This is a genomic window from Tenacibaculum finnmarkense genomovar ulcerans (assembly GCF_900239495.1).
Taxonomy (GTDB): domain Bacteria; phylum Bacteroidota; class Bacteroidia; order Flavobacteriales; family Flavobacteriaceae; genus Polaribacter; species Polaribacter ulcerans.
Window position 1 is genome coordinate 189,642 of the sequence record NZ_OENE01000025.1, and the last position, 22,643, is coordinate 212,284.

General features: G+C 32.7%; 23 protein-coding genes and 2 tRNA genes. 13 read left to right on the plus strand and 12 right to left on the minus strand.

All coding sequences use genetic code 11. From position 1 onward, the window contains the following. Window positions 1-5 precede the first annotated feature (5 nt). From DPIF8902391_RS09025 to mraZ, 3 genes are read right to left on the minus strand one after another with little or no spacing between them, the layout of a single operon-like run. Window positions 6-332 (minus strand): FtsL-like putative cell division protein, encoded by a 327-nt coding sequence (locus tag DPIF8902391_RS09025; RefSeq protein WP_058884179.1) that lies wholly within the window; start codon window positions 330-332, stop codon window positions 6-8. After that, the gene (rsmH, locus tag DPIF8902391_RS09030; protein WP_058884178.1) at window positions 332-1,228 is read right to left on the minus strand and encodes a 16S rRNA (cytosine(1402)-N(4))-methyltransferase RsmH; all 897 of its coding nucleotides are present in this window, start codon (window positions 1,226-1,228) and stop codon (window positions 332-334) included. Before rsmH ends, DPIF8902391_RS09025 begins: the two co-directional genes overlap by 1 nt. Further along, window positions 1,215-1,685: a division/cell wall cluster transcriptional repressor MraZ gene (mraZ, locus tag DPIF8902391_RS09035; protein ID WP_172505611.1), complete on the minus strand. Its 471-nt coding sequence runs from the start codon at window positions 1,683-1,685 to the stop codon at window positions 1,215-1,217. Before mraZ ends, rsmH begins: the two co-directional genes overlap by 14 nt. 203 nt (window positions 1,686-1,888) lie before the next feature. On the opposite strand from mraZ, the gene DPIF8902391_RS09040 reads away from it, so the two are divergent. From DPIF8902391_RS09040 to DPIF8902391_RS09055, 4 genes are read left to right on the plus strand one after another with little or no spacing between them, the layout of a single operon-like run. Then, complete coding sequence (locus DPIF8902391_RS09040; protein ID WP_058884176.1) at window positions 1,889-2,653, plus strand: alpha/beta fold hydrolase; 765 nt, start codon at window positions 1,889-1,891, stop codon at window positions 2,651-2,653. Window positions 2,654-2,670: 17 nt separating this feature from the next. After that, on the plus strand, window positions 2,671-3,282 hold the full coding sequence (gene yihA, locus DPIF8902391_RS09045) for a ribosome biogenesis GTP-binding protein YihA/YsxC (protein WP_058884175.1): 612 nt from the start codon (window positions 2,671-2,673) through the stop codon (window positions 3,280-3,282). Window positions 3,283-3,315: 33 nt separating this feature from the next. Next, window positions 3,316-3,999 carry an RluA family pseudouridine synthase gene (locus DPIF8902391_RS09050; protein WP_172505612.1) on the plus strand — a complete coding sequence of 228 codons (684 nt, stop codon included), beginning with the start codon at window positions 3,316-3,318 and terminating at the stop codon, window positions 3,997-3,999. Between the two features lie 56 nt (window positions 4,000-4,055). Next, on the plus strand, window positions 4,056-5,432 hold the full coding sequence (locus DPIF8902391_RS09055; protein ID WP_172505613.1) for an aldehyde dehydrogenase: 1,377 nt from the start codon (window positions 4,056-4,058) through the stop codon (window positions 5,430-5,432). Between the two features lie 70 nt (window positions 5,433-5,502). Here DPIF8902391_RS09055 and odhB read toward each other — a convergent pair whose 3' ends face one another. Together odhB and DPIF8902391_RS09065 are read right to left on the minus strand one after the other, a co-directional pair. Then, window positions 5,503-6,714 carry a 2-oxoglutarate dehydrogenase complex dihydrolipoyllysine-residue succinyltransferase gene (gene odhB / locus DPIF8902391_RS09060; protein ID WP_172505614.1) on the minus strand — a complete coding sequence of 404 codons (1,212 nt, stop codon included), beginning with the start codon at window positions 6,712-6,714 and terminating at the stop codon, window positions 5,503-5,505. Window positions 6,715-6,765: 51 nt separating this feature from the next. Then, complete coding sequence (locus DPIF8902391_RS09065) at window positions 6,766-9,519, minus strand: 2-oxoglutarate dehydrogenase E1 component (protein ID WP_256463806.1); 2,754 nt, start codon at window positions 9,517-9,519, stop codon at window positions 6,766-6,768. 254 nt (window positions 9,520-9,773) lie between these two features. Between DPIF8902391_RS09065 and DPIF8902391_RS09070 the strand changes: the two genes are divergently transcribed. The 7 genes from DPIF8902391_RS09070 (at window position 9,774) to DPIF8902391_RS09100 (ending at window position 14,765) form a co-directional block, all read left to right on the plus strand. Next, window positions 9,774-9,847, plus strand: a tRNA-Asn gene (locus DPIF8902391_RS09070). A 67-nt stretch (window positions 9,848-9,914) separates the two neighbouring features. Then, window positions 9,915-9,988 (plus strand) — tRNA-Asn (locus DPIF8902391_RS09075). 54 nt (window positions 9,989-10,042) lie between these two features. Next, entirely contained in the window at window positions 10,043-11,176 is a 1,134-nt protein-coding gene (locus DPIF8902391_RS09080) for an aminotransferase class I/II-fold pyridoxal phosphate-dependent enzyme (RefSeq protein ID WP_058884171.1), read from the plus strand. A gap of 6 nt (window positions 11,177-11,182) precedes the next feature. Beyond that, window positions 11,183-11,560 carry a putative signal transducing protein gene (locus tag DPIF8902391_RS09085; RefSeq protein ID WP_058884170.1) on the plus strand — a complete coding sequence of 126 codons (378 nt, stop codon included), beginning with the start codon at window positions 11,183-11,185 and terminating at the stop codon, window positions 11,558-11,560. Next, on the plus strand, window positions 11,561-12,181 hold the full coding sequence (gene bioD / locus DPIF8902391_RS09090; protein ID WP_058884169.1) for a dethiobiotin synthase: 621 nt from the start codon (window positions 11,561-11,563) through the stop codon (window positions 12,179-12,181). Window positions 12,182-12,302: 121 nt separating this feature from the next. Next, on the plus strand, window positions 12,303-13,568 hold the full coding sequence (gene bioA, locus DPIF8902391_RS09095; RefSeq protein ID WP_172505616.1) for an adenosylmethionine--8-amino-7-oxononanoate transaminase: 1,266 nt from the start codon (window positions 12,303-12,305) through the stop codon (window positions 13,566-13,568). A gap of 54 nt (window positions 13,569-13,622) precedes the next feature. Continuing rightward, window positions 13,623-14,765 carry a beta-ketoacyl synthase N-terminal-like domain-containing protein gene (locus tag DPIF8902391_RS09100; RefSeq protein WP_058884167.1) on the plus strand — a complete coding sequence of 381 codons (1,143 nt, stop codon included), beginning with the start codon at window positions 13,623-13,625 and terminating at the stop codon, window positions 14,763-14,765. Window positions 14,766-14,820: 55 nt separating this feature from the next. On the opposite strand, the gene DPIF8902391_RS09105 is transcribed toward DPIF8902391_RS09100, so the two are convergent. Next, window positions 14,821-15,123, minus strand: a complete 303-nt coding sequence (locus tag DPIF8902391_RS09105) for a hypothetical protein (protein WP_058884166.1) — start codon at window positions 15,121-15,123, stop codon at window positions 14,821-14,823. A 515-nt stretch (window positions 15,124-15,638) separates the two neighbouring features. Between DPIF8902391_RS09105 and bioB the strand changes: the two genes are divergently transcribed. Further along, entirely contained in the window at window positions 15,639-16,739 is a 1,101-nt protein-coding gene (bioB, locus tag DPIF8902391_RS09110) for a biotin synthase BioB (RefSeq protein ID WP_058884165.1), read from the plus strand. A 71-nt stretch (window positions 16,740-16,810) separates the two neighbouring features. Here the strand turns inward: bioB and DPIF8902391_RS09115 are convergent, their stop codons facing one another. The 3 genes from DPIF8902391_RS09115 to panB form a co-directional block, all read right to left on the minus strand. Beyond that, entirely contained in the window at window positions 16,811-17,203 is a 393-nt protein-coding gene (locus DPIF8902391_RS09115) for a hypothetical protein (RefSeq protein ID WP_172505617.1), read from the minus strand. A gap of 121 nt (window positions 17,204-17,324) precedes the next feature. Next, window positions 17,325-18,263 carry a 2-hydroxyacid dehydrogenase gene (locus DPIF8902391_RS09120; RefSeq protein ID WP_172505618.1) on the minus strand — a complete coding sequence of 313 codons (939 nt, stop codon included), beginning with the start codon at window positions 18,261-18,263 and terminating at the stop codon, window positions 17,325-17,327. Window positions 18,264-18,308: 45 nt separating this feature from the next. Further along, window positions 18,309-19,127: a 3-methyl-2-oxobutanoate hydroxymethyltransferase gene (gene panB / locus DPIF8902391_RS09125; protein ID WP_172505619.1), complete on the minus strand. Its 819-nt coding sequence runs from the start codon at window positions 19,125-19,127 to the stop codon at window positions 18,309-18,311. A gap of 571 nt (window positions 19,128-19,698) precedes the next feature. Here panB and DPIF8902391_RS09130 point away from each other — a divergent pair. Further along, window positions 19,699-20,340, plus strand: a complete 642-nt coding sequence (locus DPIF8902391_RS09130) for an O-methyltransferase (protein WP_058884161.1) — start codon at window positions 19,699-19,701, stop codon at window positions 20,338-20,340. 3 nt (window positions 20,341-20,343) lie between these two features. On the opposite strand, the gene DPIF8902391_RS09135 is transcribed toward DPIF8902391_RS09130, so the two are convergent. From DPIF8902391_RS09135 to atpD, 3 genes are all read right to left on the minus strand, one after another. After that, on the minus strand, window positions 20,344-20,625 hold the full coding sequence (locus DPIF8902391_RS09135) for a Sec-independent protein translocase subunit TatA/TatB (RefSeq protein ID WP_058884160.1): 282 nt from the start codon (window positions 20,623-20,625) through the stop codon (window positions 20,344-20,346). A gap of 74 nt (window positions 20,626-20,699) precedes the next feature. Beyond that, window positions 20,700-20,993, minus strand: a complete 294-nt coding sequence (locus DPIF8902391_RS09140) for a FoF1 ATP synthase subunit delta/epsilon (protein WP_058884159.1) — start codon at window positions 20,991-20,993, stop codon at window positions 20,700-20,702. Window positions 20,994-21,026: 33 nt separating this feature from the next. Continuing rightward, a complete protein-coding gene (gene atpD / locus DPIF8902391_RS09145; protein ID WP_172505620.1) occupies window positions 21,027-22,538 on the minus strand; it encodes a F0F1 ATP synthase subunit beta in 1,512 nt (503 codons plus the stop codon). Window positions 22,539-22,643 lie beyond the last annotated feature (105 nt).

Consider the following 22,643-nt stretch of genomic DNA (forward strand, 5'->3'; position numbering starts at 1 on the left):
ATCTATTATTTTTTAGTTGTTACTTTTATTTTTTGAGGCGGATTTTTTGCCGGAAACAAGCCTTTTGACTTTACTTTTGTTCGAATACTACTTTCTAACCTCATTTTAGTTAGCTCTGTACTGGTATCGAAATCTTCGGCTCTGAGCTCTCTTTTTTTCCTATTTAGTTTCGCGATTTTCACTACTTTGGCATCTAAACGGTGAGAACTCGATATCATAATTAATAGTAAACTCACTACAAAAATTAAGATACCCCAATTATTAAACGAATTATCATCTGTTAAAAATCGCCCTCGTAAAACATCGTAAATTCCCTCCTTTACTTTTGACATTATTTTAGTGTTGCTATTCGAAGTTTGGCACTTCGCGCTCTATTATTTACTTTTATTTCCTCCCAAGTCGGTATAATTAACTTGCCTATTTTTTTCAAAGGAACTGTAAAATTCCCATAAAAATCTTTTTCTGGCTCACCAACAAACAACCCTGTTCTTATAAAACGTTTTACCAATCGGTCTTCTAGTGAATGATATGAAATAATACTTAACCTACCTTGCTCGTTTAACAAACCAGGCATTTGCTCTAAAAGTTCTTTTAAAACCTCTAGTTCTTGATTTACTTCAATTCTAACAGCTTGAAATATTTGCGCTAATATTTTATGTTCTTTCGCTTCAGGAAGAAATTCTTTTAATACCTCTTTCAACTGAAAACTCGTATCAATTGCTTCTTCTTGCCTAGCCTCTACAATTTTTTTAGCTAACATTCTGGCATTTCTTAATTCGCCATATAAAAACAAAATATCCGCCAAACGCTCTTCGCTATATTTGTTGATAATTTTTTTAGCAGATAAATCAGATTTCTGATCCATTCTCATATCTAAATCAGCATCAAAACGAGTAGAAAAACCTCTATCAGCTTCATCAAACTGATGAGAAGACACGCCTAAATCGGCTAAAATACCATCTACTTTTCGAATACCGTAAAAACGCAAAAATCTAGAAATAAATCTAAAATTTTCACCAATTAAAACAAAACGACTATCGTCTATTACATTTTGTGCAGCATCAGGATCTTGATCAAAAGCAAACAGCCTTCCATTTTCGCCCAACCTACTTAATATTTCTTTTGAATGACCACCGCCACCAAAAGTTACATCTACATACACTCCATCCTCTTTAATATTAAGAGCATCGACACTTTCCTTTAACAAAACTGGACTATGATAATTCATCTACATCTTCTATATTTCCCATTATTTCTTCTGCCAAATCAGCAAAATCAACAACAGCGTCATCAATTACTTTTTCGTATCTTTCCTTGTCCCAAATTTCAATGATATTAACAGCTGAACAAAGCACTACCTGCTTTTCAACACCTGCAAATAAGCACAAATCTTTTGGTATTAACAACCTTCCTGAAGCATCTATTTCTAGTGGTTTTACACCAGCGGTAAACCTTCGGATAAAATCATTATTTTTCTTCACAAATCTATTTAATTTGTGAATTTTTTGCATCACTAAATTCCATTCTTCCATTGGATATAACTCCAAGCAAGGCTGAAATACAGACCTTTTAATAATAAACCCATTTTTTAACACTGCAAAGAGTTGCTTTTTGAATACTGATGACAACATCAGCCTACCTTTAGCATCTATTTTACATTGATATGTTCCTATTAAATTTATCAATTTTAAAATTCTGTAGTTTGCATCAAAAATAAAAAAAAATTACCACTTCTTACCACTTTACCCCACTTTGTTGATAAGTTTTAACAGCACCCTTAAAAAACTGATTACTAGCCCTTTTAACGCCTAGAAGAAGCCACCTATAATAAAACTGAAAATATCACAAAAAAGAACTACATTTGTGGTTAAGTCAAACGGATAAATTAATGGGTGATTTTTTAAAGAAAGAAGGCGGTTTTACATATGCTGAAGCAGGAGAAGGAAGGACGCTAATCGTACTACATGGTTTAATGGGAGCGTTAAGCAATTTCGATGAAACATTTAAACATTTTTCTAAAAAAGGATATCGGGTTTTAATACCTGAACTTCCTTTATACACACTACCTTTACTAAAAACAAACGTAAAAAATTTAGCGGATTATGTTCATGATTTCATTGAATATAAAGGACTAAAAGACGTGGTTCTTTTAGGAAATTCATTGGGTGGTCATATCGCTTTATATTACACAAAGTGTTACCCTGAAGATGTAGCAGCAATTGTGTTAACAGGTAGTTCTGGTTTATATGAAAAATCAATGGGCGATAGTTACCCTAAAAGAGGTAATTACCAGTATATTGAAAACAAAGCTAGAGAGGTTTTTTACGATCCTGAAATAGCAACAAAAGAACTCGTTGATGGTATTTATGACATTGTAAATGACCGAATTAAGGCATTAAAAACCTTGTCTATTGCTAAAAGTGCGATCCGTCATAATATGGCAAATGATTTGCCAAACATGCACCAACCAACCTGTCTTATTTGGGGTAAACAAGATGGTGTAACACCACCAGAGGCAGCAGAAGATTTCCATAAAAAATTACCAGATTCAGATTTATTTTGGATTGATAAATGTGGGCATGCAGCAATGATGGAAACTCCTAAAGAATTTAATGAAATTTTAGAAGCCTGGCTTTCTAAAAGAAATATATAACAGCACAACTTATAGTTATGAAAATAAGATCTGCAGATTTTGTAATGAGCAACAGTAATGTTATGAAGGCGCCAAAGGATAGAATTCCTGAATACGCTTTTATAGGTCGCTCAAATGTAGGTAAATCTTCGTTAATCAACATGTTGATGCAACGTAAAGATTTAGCCAAAACTTCTGGAAAACCAGGAAAAACACAGCTGATAAATCACTTTAAAATAAACCAAGAATGGTTTTTAGTTGATTTACCAGGGTATGGTTACGCGCAAATTTCTAAAAAGAAAAGAACTATTTTTCAATTTTTTATTGAAAACTACTTTAAAGAAAGAGAGCAGTTAGTTTTTACCTTTATTTTAATAGATTCTCGTCACGATCCACAAAAGATTGACTTAGAATTTATGCAGTTTTTAGGTGAAAATCAAATCCCTTTTGGTATCGTTTTTACAAAAGCCGATAAATTAGGTTCTTCTAAAATAAACAACCAAATAGCCAACTATAAAAAGAAATTATTAAAACATTGGGAAACACTTCCTACCTCTTTTGTTACCTCATCGGAAACAGGTTTAGGACGTGAAGAGTTTTTATCTTTTATAGAAACCACCAACGAAACAATTCTTAAAGATTTCGAATAATTTATAACAATAATATTATCATACATTAAAAAAATGCACTCTACTAAAGACAATTTACAGGTTTTACATGAAGATAATCACTTAGTGATTATCAATAAAAGAGCTGGTGATATTGTTCAGGGTGATAAAACGGGCGACAAACCCCTTTCTGATGTTGTTAAAGAATATATTAAAGAAAAATACGACAAACCTGGTGCTGTTTATTTAGGTACAGTTCACCGATTAGACAGACCAACATCGGGCGTTGTTATTTACGCCCGTACGTCAAAAGCATTAGAGCGTTTGAATAAAATGCTGCGTGACAAAACCATTCAAAAAACGTATTGGGCAGTTGTAAAAGAACAACCCGAAAAAACAGCTGACACTCTTATTAGTTTTTTAAAGAAAAATCCGAAGAATAATAAATCTACGGCATATAAAAAAGAAGTTGACGGCAGTAAAAAAGCGATTCTTCATTATAAAACACTTAAAAATTTAGACAATTATTCTTTATTAGAAATTGATCTAGAAACGGGTCGTCATCATCAAATTAGAGTGCAATTATCAAACATCGGTTGTATAATAAAAGGTGATTTAAAATACGGGGCAAAAAGAAGCAATAAAGACGGAGGTATTCATTTACATGCCCGTAAAATTGAATTTATACACCCTGTAAGTAAAGAACTTATCAAAGTTACAGCGCCAACACCAAAAGATCCTATTTGGGGAGCTTGCTAACAAAATATTTTATTTAGATAATCTGTTAAATTTGTATCTTTAAACAAATTCTAACTATGGATATTTCTGAATTAGTACAAGCACAAAAAAACTTCTTTTCAACGCAGCAAACCAACGATATTTCCTTTAGAAAAAATGCCTTAAAAAAGCTTCAAAAGGAACTCATCGAAAGAGAAAGCGATATTCTTAAAGCCTTATATGATGATTTTAAAAAATCAACATACGAAGCCGTAATGACAGAAACCGCTTTAGTGTTGGCTGAATTAAAAATGACCATTAAAAATCTTAATGCCTGGAGCAAACCAAAACGCATTTTACCAGCACTTTTAAACTTCCCTTCATCAGCTAAAATATATAAAGAACCTTACGGAACAACCTTAATTATTTCTCCTTGGAATTACCCTCATCAATTGGCTTTTGCACCACTTGTAGGAGCCGTTGCGGCAGGAAATACCGTTGTTTTAAAACCTTCAGAATTAACACCAAACGTAAGTAAAATTACCCAAGAAATTATAAGCGCTGTTTTTGATAAAAATCATGTAGCGGTTATTCAAGGTGGCGTGGCTGTTTCTCAAAAATTATTAGCCCAACGCTGGGATTATATTTTTTTTACAGGAAGTGTTCCCGTGGGTAAAATTGTAGCAAAAGCGGCGGCAGAACATCTTACACCAATCACTTTAGAACTCGGTGGAAAAAGCCCTTGTATTATTGATCAAACTGCCAATATTCCACTAGCAGCAAAGCGCTTAGTTTGGGGGAAATTTATCAACGCTGGGCAAACCTGTATTGCGCCTGATTATTTATTAATTCATCAATCAGTTAAAGAAGATTTTATAAAACATTTTAAGCAAGAAATAATAAATGCTTATACCGAAAACCCTCAAAATTCGACAGATTTTCCACGGATTATAAACACCCGTAATTTTGATCGGTTAGCCTTGCTTTTAAAAGATGAAAATTGCCTAATTGGCGGGCAAACTAACAGGCAAGAAAAATATATTGCACCAACACTAATTAACGAGCCAAGCTTAGATAGTGAAGTTATGAAAGAGGAAATATTTGGTCCTATATTTCCGTTAATTTCCTATCAAAAAGAAACTGATTTAGATGCTATTATTTTAAAATATGACAAACCTTTAGCTTTATATGTTTTTACAAAACGTAATCATTTTGCTAAAAAAATAATTGCAAGATATTCTTTTGGTGGCGGTACAATTAACGATACTATGGTTCATTTTGCCAATCATCGTTTACCCTTTGGTGGCGTTGGCGAAAGTGGTGTTGGAAATTATCACGGAAAACAAACTTTTAACACTTTTTCTCATCAAAAAGGAATCGTTAAAAGAGCTAATTGGCTAGATATCCCTGTGCGATATGCTCCTTATAAAGGCAAATTAAAACAATTAAAAATATTACTAAAAATAGGTTCTTAAATATTCTTTTAACCAAAAAAAAAATCCCAAGTATAAAACTTGGGATTTTTTAATATATATAAAACTTAATTTACATTTCTAAAGCTTTCTTAGGATTGTTATCCATTAATAACTCCATTGGGTTTTCTAAAGCTTCTTTAACAGCTACTAAGAACCCAACAGATTCACGACCATCAACAACTCTATGGTCATAAGATAATGCAACATACATAATTGGTTGAATTACTACTTCACCATTAACAGCCATTGGTCTGTTTACAATGTTGTGCATTCCTAAAATTCCACTTTGTGGAGGATTTAAGATTGGAGTTGATAACATAGAACCAAAAACACCACCATTTGTAATAGTAAATGTTCCACCAGTCATTTCATCCACCGTAATTTGCCCATCTCTAGCACGTAAAGCTAAACGCTTCACCTCGCTTTCAACACCTCTAAAAGATAAATCTTCAGCATTTCTAATTACAGGAACCATTAATCCTTTAGGACCAGAAACTGCAATAGAAATATCTTGAAATTCATTTTTAATTTGGTAATCTCCATCAATCATAGAGTTTACATCAGGATATAATTCTAAAGCTCTAACAACTGCTAAAGTGAAAAAAGACATAAATCCTAATCCTACTCCGTGCTTTGCTTTAAAGTCTTCTTTATATTCTTTACGTAAATCAAAAATTGGCTGCATGTTTACTTCGTTAAACGTCGTTAACATTGCAGTTTCGCTTTTTACAGCTACCAAACGTTGCGCTACTTTTCTACGCAACATTGACATTTTTTTACGCTCAGTTCCACGAGAACCGTTTGTAGGTTGCGTTCCCATAGAAGGTACCGCTTTTACAGCATCTTCTTTAGTTACACGACCATCTTTTCCTGTTCCTTTTACTGAACCGGCAGGGATTCCTTTTTCTGCTAACACTTTTTTAGCCGCAGGAGAAGCTGTTCCTGTTGCATAAGTTGCCGCCTTTGGAGTTTCCACTTTAGGAGCTACTGCTTTAGGAGCTTCTGCTGTTTTTGCTTCAGTAGAACTTCCACCAGCAGGTTTTGCTGCGCTCATATCAATAAGACACACTACAGCACCAACTTCAACAGCATCGCCTTCTTCTGCTTTTAAGGTGATAATTCCGCTTTCTTCCGCAGGTAATTCTAAGGTTGCTTTGTCAGAATCTACTTCCGCAATTGGCTGATCTTTTTCAACATAATCACCATCTTCAACTAACCACGTTGCTATTTCTACTTCTGTAATTGACTCCCCCGGAGAAGGAACTTTCATTTCTAAAATCATCAGTACTAAATTTTATATATCTGAAATTATATTTTTTTTAATCGAAATTTTTTAATCGAAAACTTTGTCTAACACCTCTTGATGACGACGTTTGTAACGTGCACTTGAACCAGCTGCTGGTGCCGAACGGTAATCTCTCGATGCACATTCTAACCTCGCTAATTCAAAACGTTCTAACATATAGCTCCAAGACCCCATATTTTTAGGTTCTTCTTGTGCCCAAACATAACGCTCAACATTTGGATATTTATCCATAATTGTTTTTATCTGCTCGTTATGTAATGGGAATAACTGCTCTATTCTTACTAAAGCAACATCCTCTCTTGCTAATTGCTCACGTTCTGCTAATAAATCATAATAAAATTTACCTGTACAGAATACCATTTTTTTCACTTTTGAAGTATCAATAGTATCATCAATAACTTCTTGGAAACTTCCATGAGCTAAATCTTCAATAGTATTGACTGCTTTTGGCAAACGCAATAAACTTTTAGGAGTAAAAACTACTAAAGGTTTTCTAAATTCACGCTTCATTTGACGACGTAAAATATGATACATATTTGCAGGTGTCGAACAATTTGCGATCGTCCAGTTATCGGTTGCTGATGACTGTAAAAAACGCTCCATTCTACCTGACGAATGCTCAGGTCCTTGCCCTTCATATCCGTGAGGTAATAACATTACCAAACCGTTTTGTAGTTTCCATTTAGCTTCAGCTGAACAAACATATTGATCAAATACAATTTGTGCTCCGTTAGCAAAATCACCAAACTGAGCTTCCCAAATAGTTAAAGTATTTGGCGCTGCCATAGCATATCCGTAGTCAAAACCTAAAACACCATATTCCGATAAATGAGAATTATAAATTGTCATTTCTCCTTTATTCTTGGTGTTAGTGTTTAATAAATTAACACGTTCTAAAGTTTGTTCATCACGCATAATTGCATGACGGTGCGAGAAAGTTCCTCTTTCTACATCTTCTCCTGAAATACGAATATTAAATCCTTCTTCTAGTAAAGTTCCGTAGGCTAAGTTTTCTGCCGTTCCCCAATCTAATAGGTTTTCTTCAAAAACCATTTTTTTACGCCCTTGTAAAATACGCTCCGCTTTACGAACAAACTTATGTCCTTGTGGCGTTGTTGAAATTACTTCTGCGATATCTTTTAATGCTTCAACTGAATACGTAGTATCTGTTGATTGTAGCATGTCTTGTAATTGCTTGCGTACAAACCCATCCCATACCTCTGGCATGAATTCTTGTATCTTAGAGGTTGTTTTTTTCTTCGATTCTGTAAATTCGACTTCTAAATGTGCTTTAAATTCGTCGGTAATTTCTTTTACATAATCCGCAGAAATACTTCCTTCTGATATTAATTTTTCGGCATATATTTCTTTGGCATTTTTATGCTTAGAAATTGCTTTATATAAATCAGGCTGTGTAAAACGAGGCTCATCACCTTCATTATGCCCATATTTACGATATCCTAATAAATCAATATAAATGTCTTTTTTGAATTTCATTCGATATTCAACAGCCATTTCCATTGCATGACAAACCGCTTCGGCATCATCAGCATTTACGTGTAATACTGGCGATAAAGTTACCTTTGCAACATCGGTACAATAGGTACTCGAACGGGCATCTAAATAATTGGTTGTAAAACCTACTTGATTGTTTACAACCACATGAATTGTTCCGCCTGTTTTATAACCGTTTAAGGTCATCATTTGCGCCATTTCATATACAATTCCTTGCCCTGCAATTGCGGCATCTCCATGTACTATTATAGGTAATATTTTACTATTGTCTCCTTTGTAATCTAAATCTACTTTTGCACGAACAATTCCTTCGGCAACAGCAGCTACGGTTTCTAAATGCGATGGATTTGGTACTAAATTCATCTTCATTTTCTGACCGCCTTTGTAGGCTTTACTTAGGGTTAAACCTAAGTGATACTTTACATCACCGTCAATATCTTGATCTTCAAAATCTTTCCCTTCAAATTCACTGAATAAATCACGAACTGGTTTTTTAAAGATGTTTACCAAGGTATTTAAACGACCACGATGCGCCATTCCTAATACACATTCTTCTACGCCGTATTTCTCGGCAGCATCACGAAGTGCTACACTAACTCCAGGAATTAATGTTTCACCACCCTCTACAGAAAAACGTTTCTGCCCAACATATTTTGTTTGTAAAAAACTTTCAAAAGTTGATGCTTGGTTTAATTTTGTTAAAATGTATTTTTTTGCTTCTACATCATAATTAGACTGGTTATCGTTTTTATTCAAACGAGTTTGCCACCAATTTAATTCATCAGGGTTGCGTAAATACATGTATTCTACCCCAATACTTTCACAAAAAATTGCTTTTAAGTGTTTAATTATTTCAGTTAAGGTTGTTGAACCTATGCCTAAAATATCACCTGCATTAAAAACCGTTGCTAAATCAGTTTTGTTTAATCCGAAGGTTTCAATGTCTAATGATGGTGTGTATTTTCTACGATCACGAACTGGATTTGTTTTAGTAAACAAGTGCCCTCGTGTGCGGTAACCGTTTATTAAATCAATTACCAAAAACTCTTTACGTACTTCGTCAGGTACTTCTACCGAAACTTCCTCATCAGTTAAAGAGTAATCTTCATTGGCTAGATCATAACCCTGAAAAAAACTCCGCCAACTTGGTTCTACCGTATCTGGATTTTTTTGATATTGTTCATATAAATCACTTATAAAACCTGTATGTGCTGCGTTCAAGAACGAAAACTTGTCCATATTTTTTTTACTATGCTTTTCTGTCAATAAGAATAATCGACACAAAAATACAACTTTTACTAAAAACTAAACTTTATTTTACGCTTAATTTGATACGTTTATTTTTTTAAACAAATAAGCAGTCCTATTTTAAATTCTAAACACCAATACCGTAATAAACTGATAAACAGCACCAAATCAATAAATAGTGAAATTTATTTAATTTTTTATCAAAAAAAATTTGTAGATATAAAAAAAGGTCTTAAATTTGCACTCGCAATTAAAGACGTTTGTTTTTAAATTCCTCCTTAGCTCAGTTGGTTAGAGCATCTGACTGTTAATCAGAGGGTCTTAGGTTCGAGTCCTAAAGGAGGAGCAAATTAAACATAGGAAACTGTAACTTCCTTAATAGTTACAACACATATTTTGTTCTATATGAACATTCCTCCTTAGCTCAGTTGGTTAGAGCATCTGACTGTTAATCAGAGGGTCTTAGGTTCGAGTCCTAAAGGAGGAGCTTTAAAAGAAAAGACTTACATTTACGTGTAAGTCTTTTTTATTTTTACACAATATGCAATTCCCAAAAAAACTCAGTACCAAATTACTTGTTCGAACTAAAAATCAAGCATTAAGAACACTTGATCAAGTAAATAACACCCCTATTTTAATTGATTTTTCTTCGAATGATTATCTAGGTTTTGCAAAATCGGAAGTGATTTTTAATAAAACACATCAGTTTTTAGTTGATAACAACATTTTACAAAATGGCGCAACGGGTTCTCGCCTACTTTCAGGAAATCATCCTTTATATAATAGTATCGAAAAAGAACTTGCTGAATTCCATAATTCCGAAGAAGCGTTAATTTTTAATTCGGGTTACGATGCTAATATTGGTTTTTTCTCATCAGTACCTCAACGAGGCGACATTATTTTATATGATGAATTTATCCACGCTTCTATTCGCGATGGAATTCAGTTATCGAATGCGCAATCTTTTAAATTCAAACATAATAATTTAGAAGATTTAGAGAAAAAAATCAGCAAACATCGCTTAAAAAATGATGCTGAAATTTATGTAGTAACAGAAGCTGTTTTTTCTATGGATGGTGATGCCCCTGATTTAATAGCAATGTCTGAAATCATCCAAAAAAATAATGTCCATTTTATTATAGATGAAGCACATGCTGTTGGAGTTTTCAATAAAGGATTAGTGCAAGAATTAAAGATAGAAAATGCCGTTTTTGCTAGAATAATCACCTTCGGAAAAGCAATGGGTTGCCACGGAGCGGTTATTTTAACAAGTAAAGAATTAAAGCAATATTTAGTCAATTTTTCAAGAAGTTTTATTTATACCACAGGATTATCGCCACATAGTTTGGCAACTATAAAATTTGCATATTTCGAATTAATAGAAAGTCATGCAAAAGAAAATCTTCAAGAAAATATTTTATTTTTCAAACAAGAAATCAACAGATTACAGCTTCATTTTATAGCAAGTAATTCGGCAATTCATTGTTGTATTATTTCAGGAAATGAAAATGTAAAAACAATTTCAAAAAAATTGCAAGAAAAAGGATTTGATGTAAAAGCAATTTTATCGCCCACAGTAAATAAAGGAGAAGAAAGGTTGCGTTTTTGCTTACATTCCTATAATTCTTTTGAAGAAATCACTGCTGTTTTAGAACATCTTGCTACTTTTGTTTAAAAAACAATGCGCGATAATTATACGATTTTAACCATTTTTGAAAATTCTACCGAAGCTCACCTTTTAAAATCTAAATTAGATTCAGATAATATTAGAACCTCATTAATGGATGAAAAAACTATTGATACTGACCCATTAATGAGTCAAGCAATAGGTGGTGTAAAATTATTAGTTCATAATAATGATTTAGAAAAAGCGCTACATATTTTTAATGAAATAAGAGCTTATGAAAAAGATGAAAACGATAATTCTATATATTGTAAAGAATGTAATTCTTCTAGAATATTAGTTGCTCCACCTCAACGAAAAAACTTTTTCTTTATGTTATTTCCTTTTTTTGAAAGCAGAAAATTAATTTGTAACGATTGTAAAACAATCTTTTAAATGAAAAAATATTTTATTACAGGAATTTCTACAGAAGTAGGAAAAACAGTTGCATCGGCAATATTTACCGAAGCCTTAAAAGCTGATTATTGGAAACCCATACAAGCGGGCGAATTAGAGGATTCCGATTCTCATAAAATCAAGAAATTTATTTCGAATAAAAAAACAATAATCCACCCAAATTCCTATGCCTTAAAAACACCGATGAGTCCACATGCGGCGGCAGAAATCGAGAACATAACTATTGATTTAGCTAAAATTATCGAACCAAAAACTGATAACGAAAATTTAGTTATTGAAGGTGCTGGTGGACTTTTTGTTCCTTTAAACAATACCGATACTATTTTAGATATTATAAAACCTGATTATAAAGTAATTGTGGTTTCTCGTCATTATTTAGGCAGTATTAATCATTCCTTATTAACCGTAAATTTATTGAAAGAAAAAGGTTTTGATGTTTCCATTATTTTTTCTGGAGATGAGCATAAAACCACCGAACAAATCATCAAAAAGATGACAAACGTTCCTATAATAGGACGAATTGACGAAGAACCTTATTTTGATAAAAGCGTGATTAAAGAATATGCCGATATTTTTAGAGATAATTTAATCAATTTATAAGCTGGTCACACTGAACTCGTTTCAGGGTCGCATTAACATAAGAACGCCCTATTTCGATAAAAAATAATTACACTGGATTTTTATGCGATGCTGAAATAAAATCTAGCCAAAAACATAAATTATGACATTACAAGAAAGAGATAAAAAACATTTGTGGCATCCTTTAAAACAGCATCAAACACACCCTGATAGCTTAGGAATTGTAAAAGCAAAAGGCTGTATTTTAACCGATGAAAAAGGCAATGAATATATTGATGCCATTTCATCGTGGTACACTTGTATGTTTGGGCATTGCAACGATTTTATTACCAGCCGAGTTTACCAACAAATGCAAACATTAGACCAAATAATGTTTAGCGATTTTACCCACGAACCTGCGGTGAAATTATCCGAAGAACTGATTAAAATTTTGCCTAAAAATCAAAATAGAATCTTTTTTAACGATAATGGCTCAACGGCAGTTGAAGCTTCGATTAAAATGGCGTTGCAATATTACTTTAATAAAGGCGAAAAACGAAGTACTTTTATTGCCTTTGAAAACGGTTTTCATGGCGATACTTTTGGCGCAATGTCGGTTTCTGGCTTATCTGCTTACAATGGTCCTTTTGAAGATTTTTTAATGGATATTAAACGAATCCCTGTTCCTGATGGTTCAAATAATAATGAAATTATTAAAGAACTAGAAAATATAATTTCTAAAAATGATATTGCAGGTTTTATTTACGAACCTTTAGTGCAAGGTGCTGCGGGAATGAAAATTCATGAAGCTTCCGATTTAAATGAAATTTTAAAATATCTTAAAAACAAAAATATTTTAACAATTGCCGATGAAGTAATGACAGGTTTTGGAAAAACAGGAAACAATTTTGCTTCGGATGAAATTGCCACAAAACCCGATATTATTTGCTTGAGTAAAGCCCTAACTGGCGGATTAGTGCCGATGGCAATTACTTCGTGTACCGAAGAAATTTACAGTACTTTTTTAAGCAATGATATTGCCAAAGGATTTTTTCACTGTCATACCTATTCAGCAAATCCGATTGCTTGTAGTGCAGCTTTAGCAACTATTGAATTATTACAAACTAAAGAAATTCAAGATAGTATTGAGTTTATTTCAAATGCTCACAAAACGTTTGAAGATAAAATTAAGCAACATTCAAAAGTAGCTTCAACACGCTGTAAAGGTGTTATTTTAGCGATCGATTTGAAAACAAATGCCAATCGTTACGGAAGTTTACGCGATGAATTATTAAAATATTTTATGGAAGATGGTGTTTTTTTACGCCCGCTAGGAAATACCATTTACATTCAGCCACCTTATGTAATTACCGAAAAACAACTAAAAAAAGTATATACAACTATTGAAAAGGTTTTAGATATCTTCTAAAAAACTTTCATTACTTCTGATTTTTACTGTTACTTTTGTCCAAAATTAAACGTATTGAAACAAGCTATTTCTATCACCTCTTTTGCCTCGGTTTCTCCTTTGGGAAGTAAGCCTGCGCAAATTTGGGAGAACTATTTAAACGACCATCATTTCTTATCGCAAGAAAATGATATTTGGGCAGGAAGATTAACTTCTGATGATAAAATTGCGATTCAAGAAATTCGAAATTCCGATACTAAATATAAAAACTTAGACGATTCGGTTTTATACACCATTTTTGTAGCACGAAAGGCTATCGAAAAAAATAACTGGACATCTGAAGATAACTTTGGAATAAATATTGGTTCGTCAAGAGGTGCGACTTCTTTGTTTGAAAAATATCATAAAGAATTTTTAGAAACAGGAAAATCATCAACTTTAAGTTCGCCAACCACTACTTTAGGAAATATTTCATCGTGGATTGCCCACGATTTACAATCAAATGGTCCTGAAATTTCGCATTCTATTACCTGTTCAACAGGTTTACATTCGTTATTAAATGGAATTGCTTGGTTACAATCGGGGATGTCGGAAAAATTTATGATTGGTGCGAGTGAAGCTTCTTTAACCGATTTTACCTTTGCACAAATGCAGGCTTTAAAGGTCTATTCGAAAGAAAATGACCAATATCCGTGTAAGGCTTTTGATTTGGATAAAAAAAGAAACACCATGGTTTTAGGTGAAGCGGCGGCGGTTTTTTGTTTAGAAAAAGGTATCAAAGAAAATGCAATTGCCCTTATTAAAGGCATCGGTTTTGCTACCGAAGTTTTAAAACACAATACATCGGTTACTGCAAATGCTGACTGTTTTCAAAAATCTATGAAAATGGCTTTAGCAGATATTTCTACAGATGAAATTGATGTTATTGTAATGCACGCACCTGGAACTATTAGAGGCGATCAATCGGAAATTAATGCGATTCATGAAGTTTTTGGCGATAAAAAACCTTTTTTAACCACCAATAAATGGAAAGTTGGGCATACTTTTGGTACTTCTGGATTACTTAGTTTAGAGTTAGCAATACTAATGTTGCAACATCAGAAAGTGATTGAAGTTCCGTTTGCTGAAAAACAAAATCATCCGAAGAAAATAAAATATATTTTAGTTAATGCTGTTGGTTTTGGTGGTAATGCTGTTTCTGTATTACTATCGAAATAAACTATTTAAAATAAAAAATGGTTTTGATTAAAATCAAAACCATTTTAAATAATTATTATTTACAATTTGCTGTCATTTCTAACTTTTCAAATCCAAAAATAAATAATCCTTTTGCCGAAACAGTAGTCGTAACATTAGTTACTCCATTAGGACACTTATTATTTAATTCTTTTAATTTTGCTACAGCTTCTTTTTGAGTATCCATAGCTGTAAAACCTAAAATATTAGTGTTATTCTTTACTGCACTAACTTCTTTTCCTGCTTTTACGTAGTTTGAAGGTGTAGATACGATTCCTACCGTTCCACAACTTGTAGCTATAAATAACATAACAACTGATAATCCTAATACTTTTTTCATTCTAATTTATTTTAATAATTTTAACCAAAACTAGGCTTTTTTTTTAAAAAAAACAGCTACTATTACATGCTTAAGACTGTACTTTTTTAACCTTTTTTTAAAAAAATGAAGAACCTCTTTAAAAATTAAATAAACTGTCAGTTCGAGTGATTTTTTTTCTTCAATTCCTTTTAGTCATTAAAATCACTCGAATTGACAATAATTGACAAGAAAAACTAAAAATTACGGCAAATAAGGATGCAAACTTGAAATAAATTTAGGTTGACGGATTCGATTTCTTATTTTCTTGTGATATTTTTTTTCTGATGATATTTAAAGAAGCTCTAAACTATGAACTTTATTGAGTAGTTTAGCCCTGATTGAACGGTTTGTTTGAGCTCTTTTTTATTTTTCTTTTCGAAAAAATAAAAAAAGCGAGTAGTGAAAGCAGGAAATAGCTCCTAAAAATAAATAGAAAGACAAATAGAAAGACAATTAGTTTTTTTATTTTTGACATTATAAATAACTTGATTTTTATGAGTGAAGTAAGACATAACTGGACCAAAGAAGAGGTTCTTGAAATATATAATAAACCGTTAATGGAGCTTTTATACCAGGCTGCAACGATTCATAGAAAAAGTCATGACCCTAATGTGGTACAGGTTTCTACTTTGTTATCTATAAAAACTGGTGGTTGTTCGGAAGATTGTGGATACTGCCCGCAAGCGGCACGTTATCACACGAATGTTGATGGAAATGATTTGATGTCAGTACGTCAAGTAAAAGCACAGGCTTTAAGAGCAAAATCGAGCGGAAGTTCGCGTGTTTGTATGGGTGCGGCTTGGAGAAATGTAAAAGATGGTCCTGAATTTGACCAAGTTTTAGACATGGTGAGAACCATCAATAAATTGGATATGGAGGTTTGCTGTACTTTAGGTATGGTTACCGAAAACCAAGCACAACGTTTAGCCGAAGCTGGTTTATATGCGTATAATCATAATTTAGATTCTTCGGAAGAATATTATAAAGAAGTAATTTCTACGCGTGGATATCAAGATAGATTAGATACAATTGATAATGTTCGTAAAACAAATGTAACGGTTTGTTCGGGTGGAATTATTGGAATGGGTGAAAATGCCGAAGATAGAGCAGGAATGTTAGTGGCTTTATCGACTTTAAGTCCTCAGCCAGAATCTACGCCAATTAACGCGTTAGTTGCTGTTGAAGGAACGCCTTTGGAAGACCAGAAACCTGTTGAAATTTGGGATATGGTTCGTATGGTAGCTACCGCACGTATCGTTTTACCTGAAACACAGGTTCGTTTATCGGCAGGAAGAACGCAAATGAGTAGAGAAGGACAAGCAATGTGTTTCTTTGCAGGTGCGAATTCTATTTTTGCTGGTGATAAATTATTAACAACGCCAAATCCTGATGTTGATCAAGACATGAAAATGTTTAAAATGTTAGGTTTAAATCCTCAGAAACCTTTTACTAAAAAGGTACAACCGCAAACGGTAGAAGCAAAAGATTCTGCTTTTGAAAACTTAGGTGAAAAACCTAAATGGACACGACCTGAGCATAAAATTGAACGTAACGAAGATAAAAAGAAAGAAGCGTTAGAATTACGTAGAAAATAAAAAATACATTTTTTCAAGATAAAAAAGCATCGTTTGTATAAACGATGCTTTTTTTGTGTTATTTTTTAGTATTAATCTAATAAATCTTTGATGAATTTCTTAGCTTTTGTTGTTGCTTCTTTAAATTCTTCTTGAGCATCTTCAGTAAAATCGGCAAGCTCTTCACTTGCTTTACTTGCTAATTCTGATGCTTTTCCTTTGATGTTTTCAATAGATTCATCTGATAAAACCTCAGTAACTTTTGATTTTACATCTTCGAATACTTCGGATGCTTTTTCGCTTGCTTGATCAGCAAATTCAGTAGCTTTTCCTTTGATGTTTTCAATAGATTCATCTGATAAAACTTCACCTACTTTTGCTTTTACATCTTCGAATACTTCGGATGCTTGCTCGCTTGCTTGATCAGCAAATCCTGATGCTTTTTCTTTTAAATTTTCTTTCGAAATATTATTATTTTCTTCCATCTTATTTTTATTTATTTTGGTTTATCTATCAAAAATTAATCCCTTATAAATATATTAAAAAAGTTTTATATTTTAATTCAAAAAAATATCTTAACTGTTTTTTATCGATTTTTTACAAGTTTTAACAAAATAAGGCTTTTATTTTATCAACAATAGTTTGGGCTAATTTTTGCTTACTTTCTACCGTCCAACCTGCTACGTGTGGCGATAATAATACATTGTCAGCCTTTATTAAATATTGAAAAGCTTCGGGCATCTCTTGGTTTACAAATAAGTTTTCAAAAGATTTTTTTTCATATTCTAACACATCTAACCCTGCACCTAAAACTTTTGCTGATTTCAAGGCGTCCACTAAATCGGAAGTAACTACCGATTTTCCTCTTGCCGTATTAATCAACCAAAACGGTTTCGAAAAAGCATTGATAAAATCGGCATCAATCATATTTGTAGTTAATGCAGTTTGTGGTGTGTGTAAACTTAAAACATCGGCTTTTTGTTGTAATTCCTCTAAAGAAACTTGGGTGCAGTTTTCATCGCCAACATTAGGTTTGATGTCGTAGCAAAGTACTTTTACATCAAAACCTCGCAGTTTTTTAGCGAACGATTTTCCCATATTACCGTAACCAATTAAACCAACGGTTTTGCCATCTAGTTCAATACCTCTGTTATCTTCTCGCAACCATTTACCATTTCTAACTTCAGTATCTGCTTTTTTAAATTTATTAAAAAGCGATAATATCATTCCTAAAGTATGTTCGCCAACAGCATTTCGGTTTCCTTCAGGAGCTGAAATTAATTCAATTCCTTTTTGATTGGCATATTCACAATCTATATTTTCAAGTCCTGCGCCTACTCTTCCAATAAATTTTAAATTCGTTGCTTTGTCTAAAAATTGTTTATCAATAGTAAATCTACTTCTAATAATAATTCCGTCGTATTGATTAATTTTAGCTGCTATTATTTCTTTTGATGCGGTATAATCTTGTTCATTTACAAAACCGACATCATTTAATTGATTTAAAAGTAATGCGTGATTTGAATCTAAGTGCAGTATTTTCATGCTGTTTTAAATAAAAAAAGCCTTCTAAAAAGAAGGCTTATGTAATTAATATTGTTCCTTTTCGTTCGGAAAGTCTTTTGATTTTACATCGGCAATATAATTTTCAAAAGCGCCGGTCATTTCGGTATATAAATCTAAATATCTACGTAAAAAACGCGGGTTAAATTCGTGGGTCATTCCAATCATATCATGAGTAACCAAAACCTGCCCATCTACACCACCACCTGCTCCAATTCCGATAACAGGTATGGTTAAACTTTCGGCTACTTTTGTGGCTAAAGCTGCGGGAACTTTTTCTAAAACCAAGGCAAAACACCCTAATTCCTGTAATAATTTGGCATCTTCTAATAATTTTTCAGCCTCCTCATCTTCCTTGGCTCTAACGGTGTAGGTTCCAAATTTATAGATAGATTGTGGCGTTAATCCTAAATGTCCCATTACCGGAATTCCTGCGGTTAATATTCTAGAAATAGACTCGCCAATTTCGCTTCCTCCTTCTAATTTCACAGCGTGTCCGCCCGATTCTTTCATTATTCTAATAGCTGAATCTAAGGCATTTTTAGAATTTCCTTGGTAGGTTCCAAAAGGCAAATCAACCACGACCAAACAACGCTCAATAGCACGAATTACCGAACTCGCATGATAAATCATTTGGTCAAGCGTAATAGGCAACGTAGTTTCATGCCCCGCCATTACATTTGATGCTGAATCTCCAACCAAAATAACGTCAATTCCTGCTCCGTCTACAATTTTTGCCATTGTATAATCATAGGCAGTAAGCATCGAAATTTTTTCTCCGTTTGCTTTCATGTCCACTAATGATTTCGTGGTAACTCTTTTATATTGCTTTTTTGCTACTGACATTTTTTAAATTTTCTTGTTGGTAAAAATACGGAAATTTTCAATCAAATAATCATTCGTGTTTTTTGGAGCTATTTCCCGCTTTCCGCACTCGCTTTTTTTGAAAAAAATCAAAAAAGAGCTCAAACAATTGCTACAATCGGGGCTAGAAATTACTGCTTTTTATTAAGAGTCTGTTTAAAAATTAAATAAACTGTCAGTTCGAGTGATTTTTTTCCTTCAAAAAAATTGTATCGAGAACTTTTTGTATAAAATTCATCAACATAAAATAATTCAAATTCTCGATACAATTTTAATTCCTTTTAGTCATTAAAATTACTCGAATTGACAAAAATTATCAAAAAAAAAAAAGCTAAAAAATACGGCAAATCAGGATGCGAAACTGAACTAAATTCAGTTTGACGGATTCGATTTCTTATTTTTATGTTACAAAACTTTTTTAGATGAAATTTAAACAGGCTCTAAAAGAAAGCACAAAGATCAAAAAATATACTTTTCAATTTTATCATATCGAAACCCTATTTATTTTCAAATAAAATTATGTTTTTACATACCTTTGTTTAAAACAAAAAACATGCACTTTCTTCCAGAAAAAATAGATACTTATGTTGTAAATCATTCACAACAAGAACCTAAAATATTACAAGAATTAACCAAAGAAACTTGGCAAAAAGTATTAAACCCACGAATGTTAAGCGGTGCTTTTCAGGGGCGCGTTTTATCGATGATATCAAAATTAATACAGCCAAAAAACATTTTAGAAATAGGAACTTATACTGGTTATTCGGCACTTTCTTTAGCCGAAGGATTATCAAAAGACGGGCTTCTTTATACCATTGATAAAAATGAAGAATTAGAAGAACTTCAAATTAAATATTTTGAAAAATCGGATTATTCACATCAAATAAAGCAATATGTAGGAAATGCCATTAACATTATCCCTACAATAAACACCAAATTTGACTTAGTTTTTATTGATGCTGATAAATCGAACTACTTAAATTATTTTGATTTAATTATTGATAAAATGAATCCAGGTGGTGTTATTTTGTCTGACAATGTGCTTTGGAGTGGTAAAGTTGTAGAAGAATTAAACCCAAAAGACGTTGACACAAAAGTACTTTTAGAATATAATAAAAAACTAAATGAAGACCCTCGTATAGAAACGGTTTTATTACCAATTCGTGACGGGCTAACAATTAGTAGGGTAAAATAATTTTTAAAACTGACGTTTTATAGGACCTGTTAAGTCATCAATATTTTCTTTAACTTTTGTTACTTCTTTATTAATGTCTTCAACAAAATCGGTATTTATACCGTTTTCTTTGGTGCTATTATTAATTTCTTTTTTAATATCGTTTGTTGCATCTTTCACCTGGCGGATACCTTTCCCTAAGCCTCTGGCTATTTCAGGAATTTTATCTGCACCAAATAACATTACAACAATTAACAAGATTACAAAAATCTCTGGACCTCCGATAAATAAAAAAGCTACTTTCATACGAAACAAAGATACTTAAAATAAAAAAAAGCCAAACATAATGTTTGGCTTTTTTAATTTATGAAATTAAGTAATTAATCTGCAAGAATAATTACCTTATTATCTTTCATTTCTAAGGTTCCAGACTTGATGCTTAAAGTTAATACTTTATCATCTTCTGGCAAACTAACAATACTAGCATGTAAGTCATCAAAAACTAAATGATTTTGTGTATGCACATGTATTTTTACAGTTCCTTTTGTTAAAATAGACACCACTGCGGCGTGATTATTTAACATCTGAAATTCACCATTAATACCTGGTACACTAACAGCATCTACTTCTGACGAAAACAAGATAGCTTCTGGAGTTACAATTTCTAAAAACATAATTTAATTAATTATTGTTAATTATTCGTTGAATTATGCTTCAGTTAACATTTTTTCACCAGCATCAATTGCTTCTTGAATTGATCCTTTTAAGTTAAACGCTGCTTCTGGATATTGGTCTAATTCACCATCCATAATCATGTTAAATCCTTTAATGGTATCTTTAATATCAACTAAACATCCTTTTAATCCTGTAAACTGTTCAGCTACGTGGAAAGGTTGTGATAAGAAACGTTGTACTCTACGTGCTCTGTGAACGACTAATTTATCTTCTTCAGATAATTCTTCCATTCCTAAAATTGCAATAATATCTTGCAATTCTTTATAACGTTGTAAAATTTCTTTTACTCTTGTTGCAGTATTATAGTGCTCAGCTCCTAAAACCTCAGCAGATAAAATTCTTGAAGTAGAATCTAAAGGATCTACCGCAGGATAAATACCTAATTCTGCAATTTTACGAGACAATACTGTAGTAGCATCTAAATGGGCAAATGTTGTTGCTGGTGCTGGATCTGTTAAATCATCTGCAGGTACATAAACTGCTTGTACAGATGTAATAGAACCTTTTTTAGTAGAAGTAATACGTTCTTGCATTGCTCCCATTTCGGTAGCTAATGTTGGTTGGTATCCTACTGCTGATGGCATACGACCTAATAATGCCGATACCTCAGAACCTGCTTGTGTAAAACGGAAGATGTTATCAACGAAGAAAAGAACGTCTTTTCCTTGTGCTTCTCCTGCTCCGTCACGGAAATATTCTGCAATAGATAAACCAGATAATGCAACACGTGCACGTGCTCCAGGTGGTTCGTTCATTTGTCCGAATACGAAAGTAGCTTTAGAGTCTCTCATTCCTGGTTTATCAACTTTAGATAAATCCCATCCTCCTTCTTCCATAGAATGCATAAAATCATCACCATATTTGATAATTCCAGATTCTAACATCTCTCTTAATAAATCGTTTCCTTCACGAGTTCTTTCACCAACACCTGCGAATACAGATAAACCTCCGTGTCCTTTTGCAATGTTGTTAATTAACTCCTGAATTAATACGGTTTTACCTACTCCTGCTCCACCAAATAATCCAATTTTACCTCCTTTTGCATACGGCTCAATTAAATCAATTACTTTAATACCAGTAAATAAAACTTCAGTTGACACTGATAAGTCTTCAAATTTAGGTGCTTGACGGTGGATTGATAAACCTGCATCTCCTGTTTTAGGTAAATCACCTAAACCATCAATAGCTTCACCAGTAACGTTAAATAAACGTCCGTAAATATCTTTACCTATTGGCATTTGAATTGGATTACCCGTAGCGATAACTTCTGTACCTCTGCTTAAACCATCAGTTGCATCCATCGAAATAGTACGAACTGTATCTTCACCTATATGTTGTTGAACCTCTAATACTAAAATTGAACCATCAGCTTTTTTAATTTCTAATGAATCGTAAATTTTTGGTAATTCAGCATTTTCTGTATTAAACTCAACATCGATAACTGGACCAATAATTTGAGAAACTTTACCTGTTATTGTAGACATTACTATATGTAATTAAAGTTATTTAATTTCCTATGTGAGCTTTAGCCCCTTTTTTCAAGGAGCAAAGGTAATTTTTTTAGAGGAATTTAAAAAACCTTTACGTCT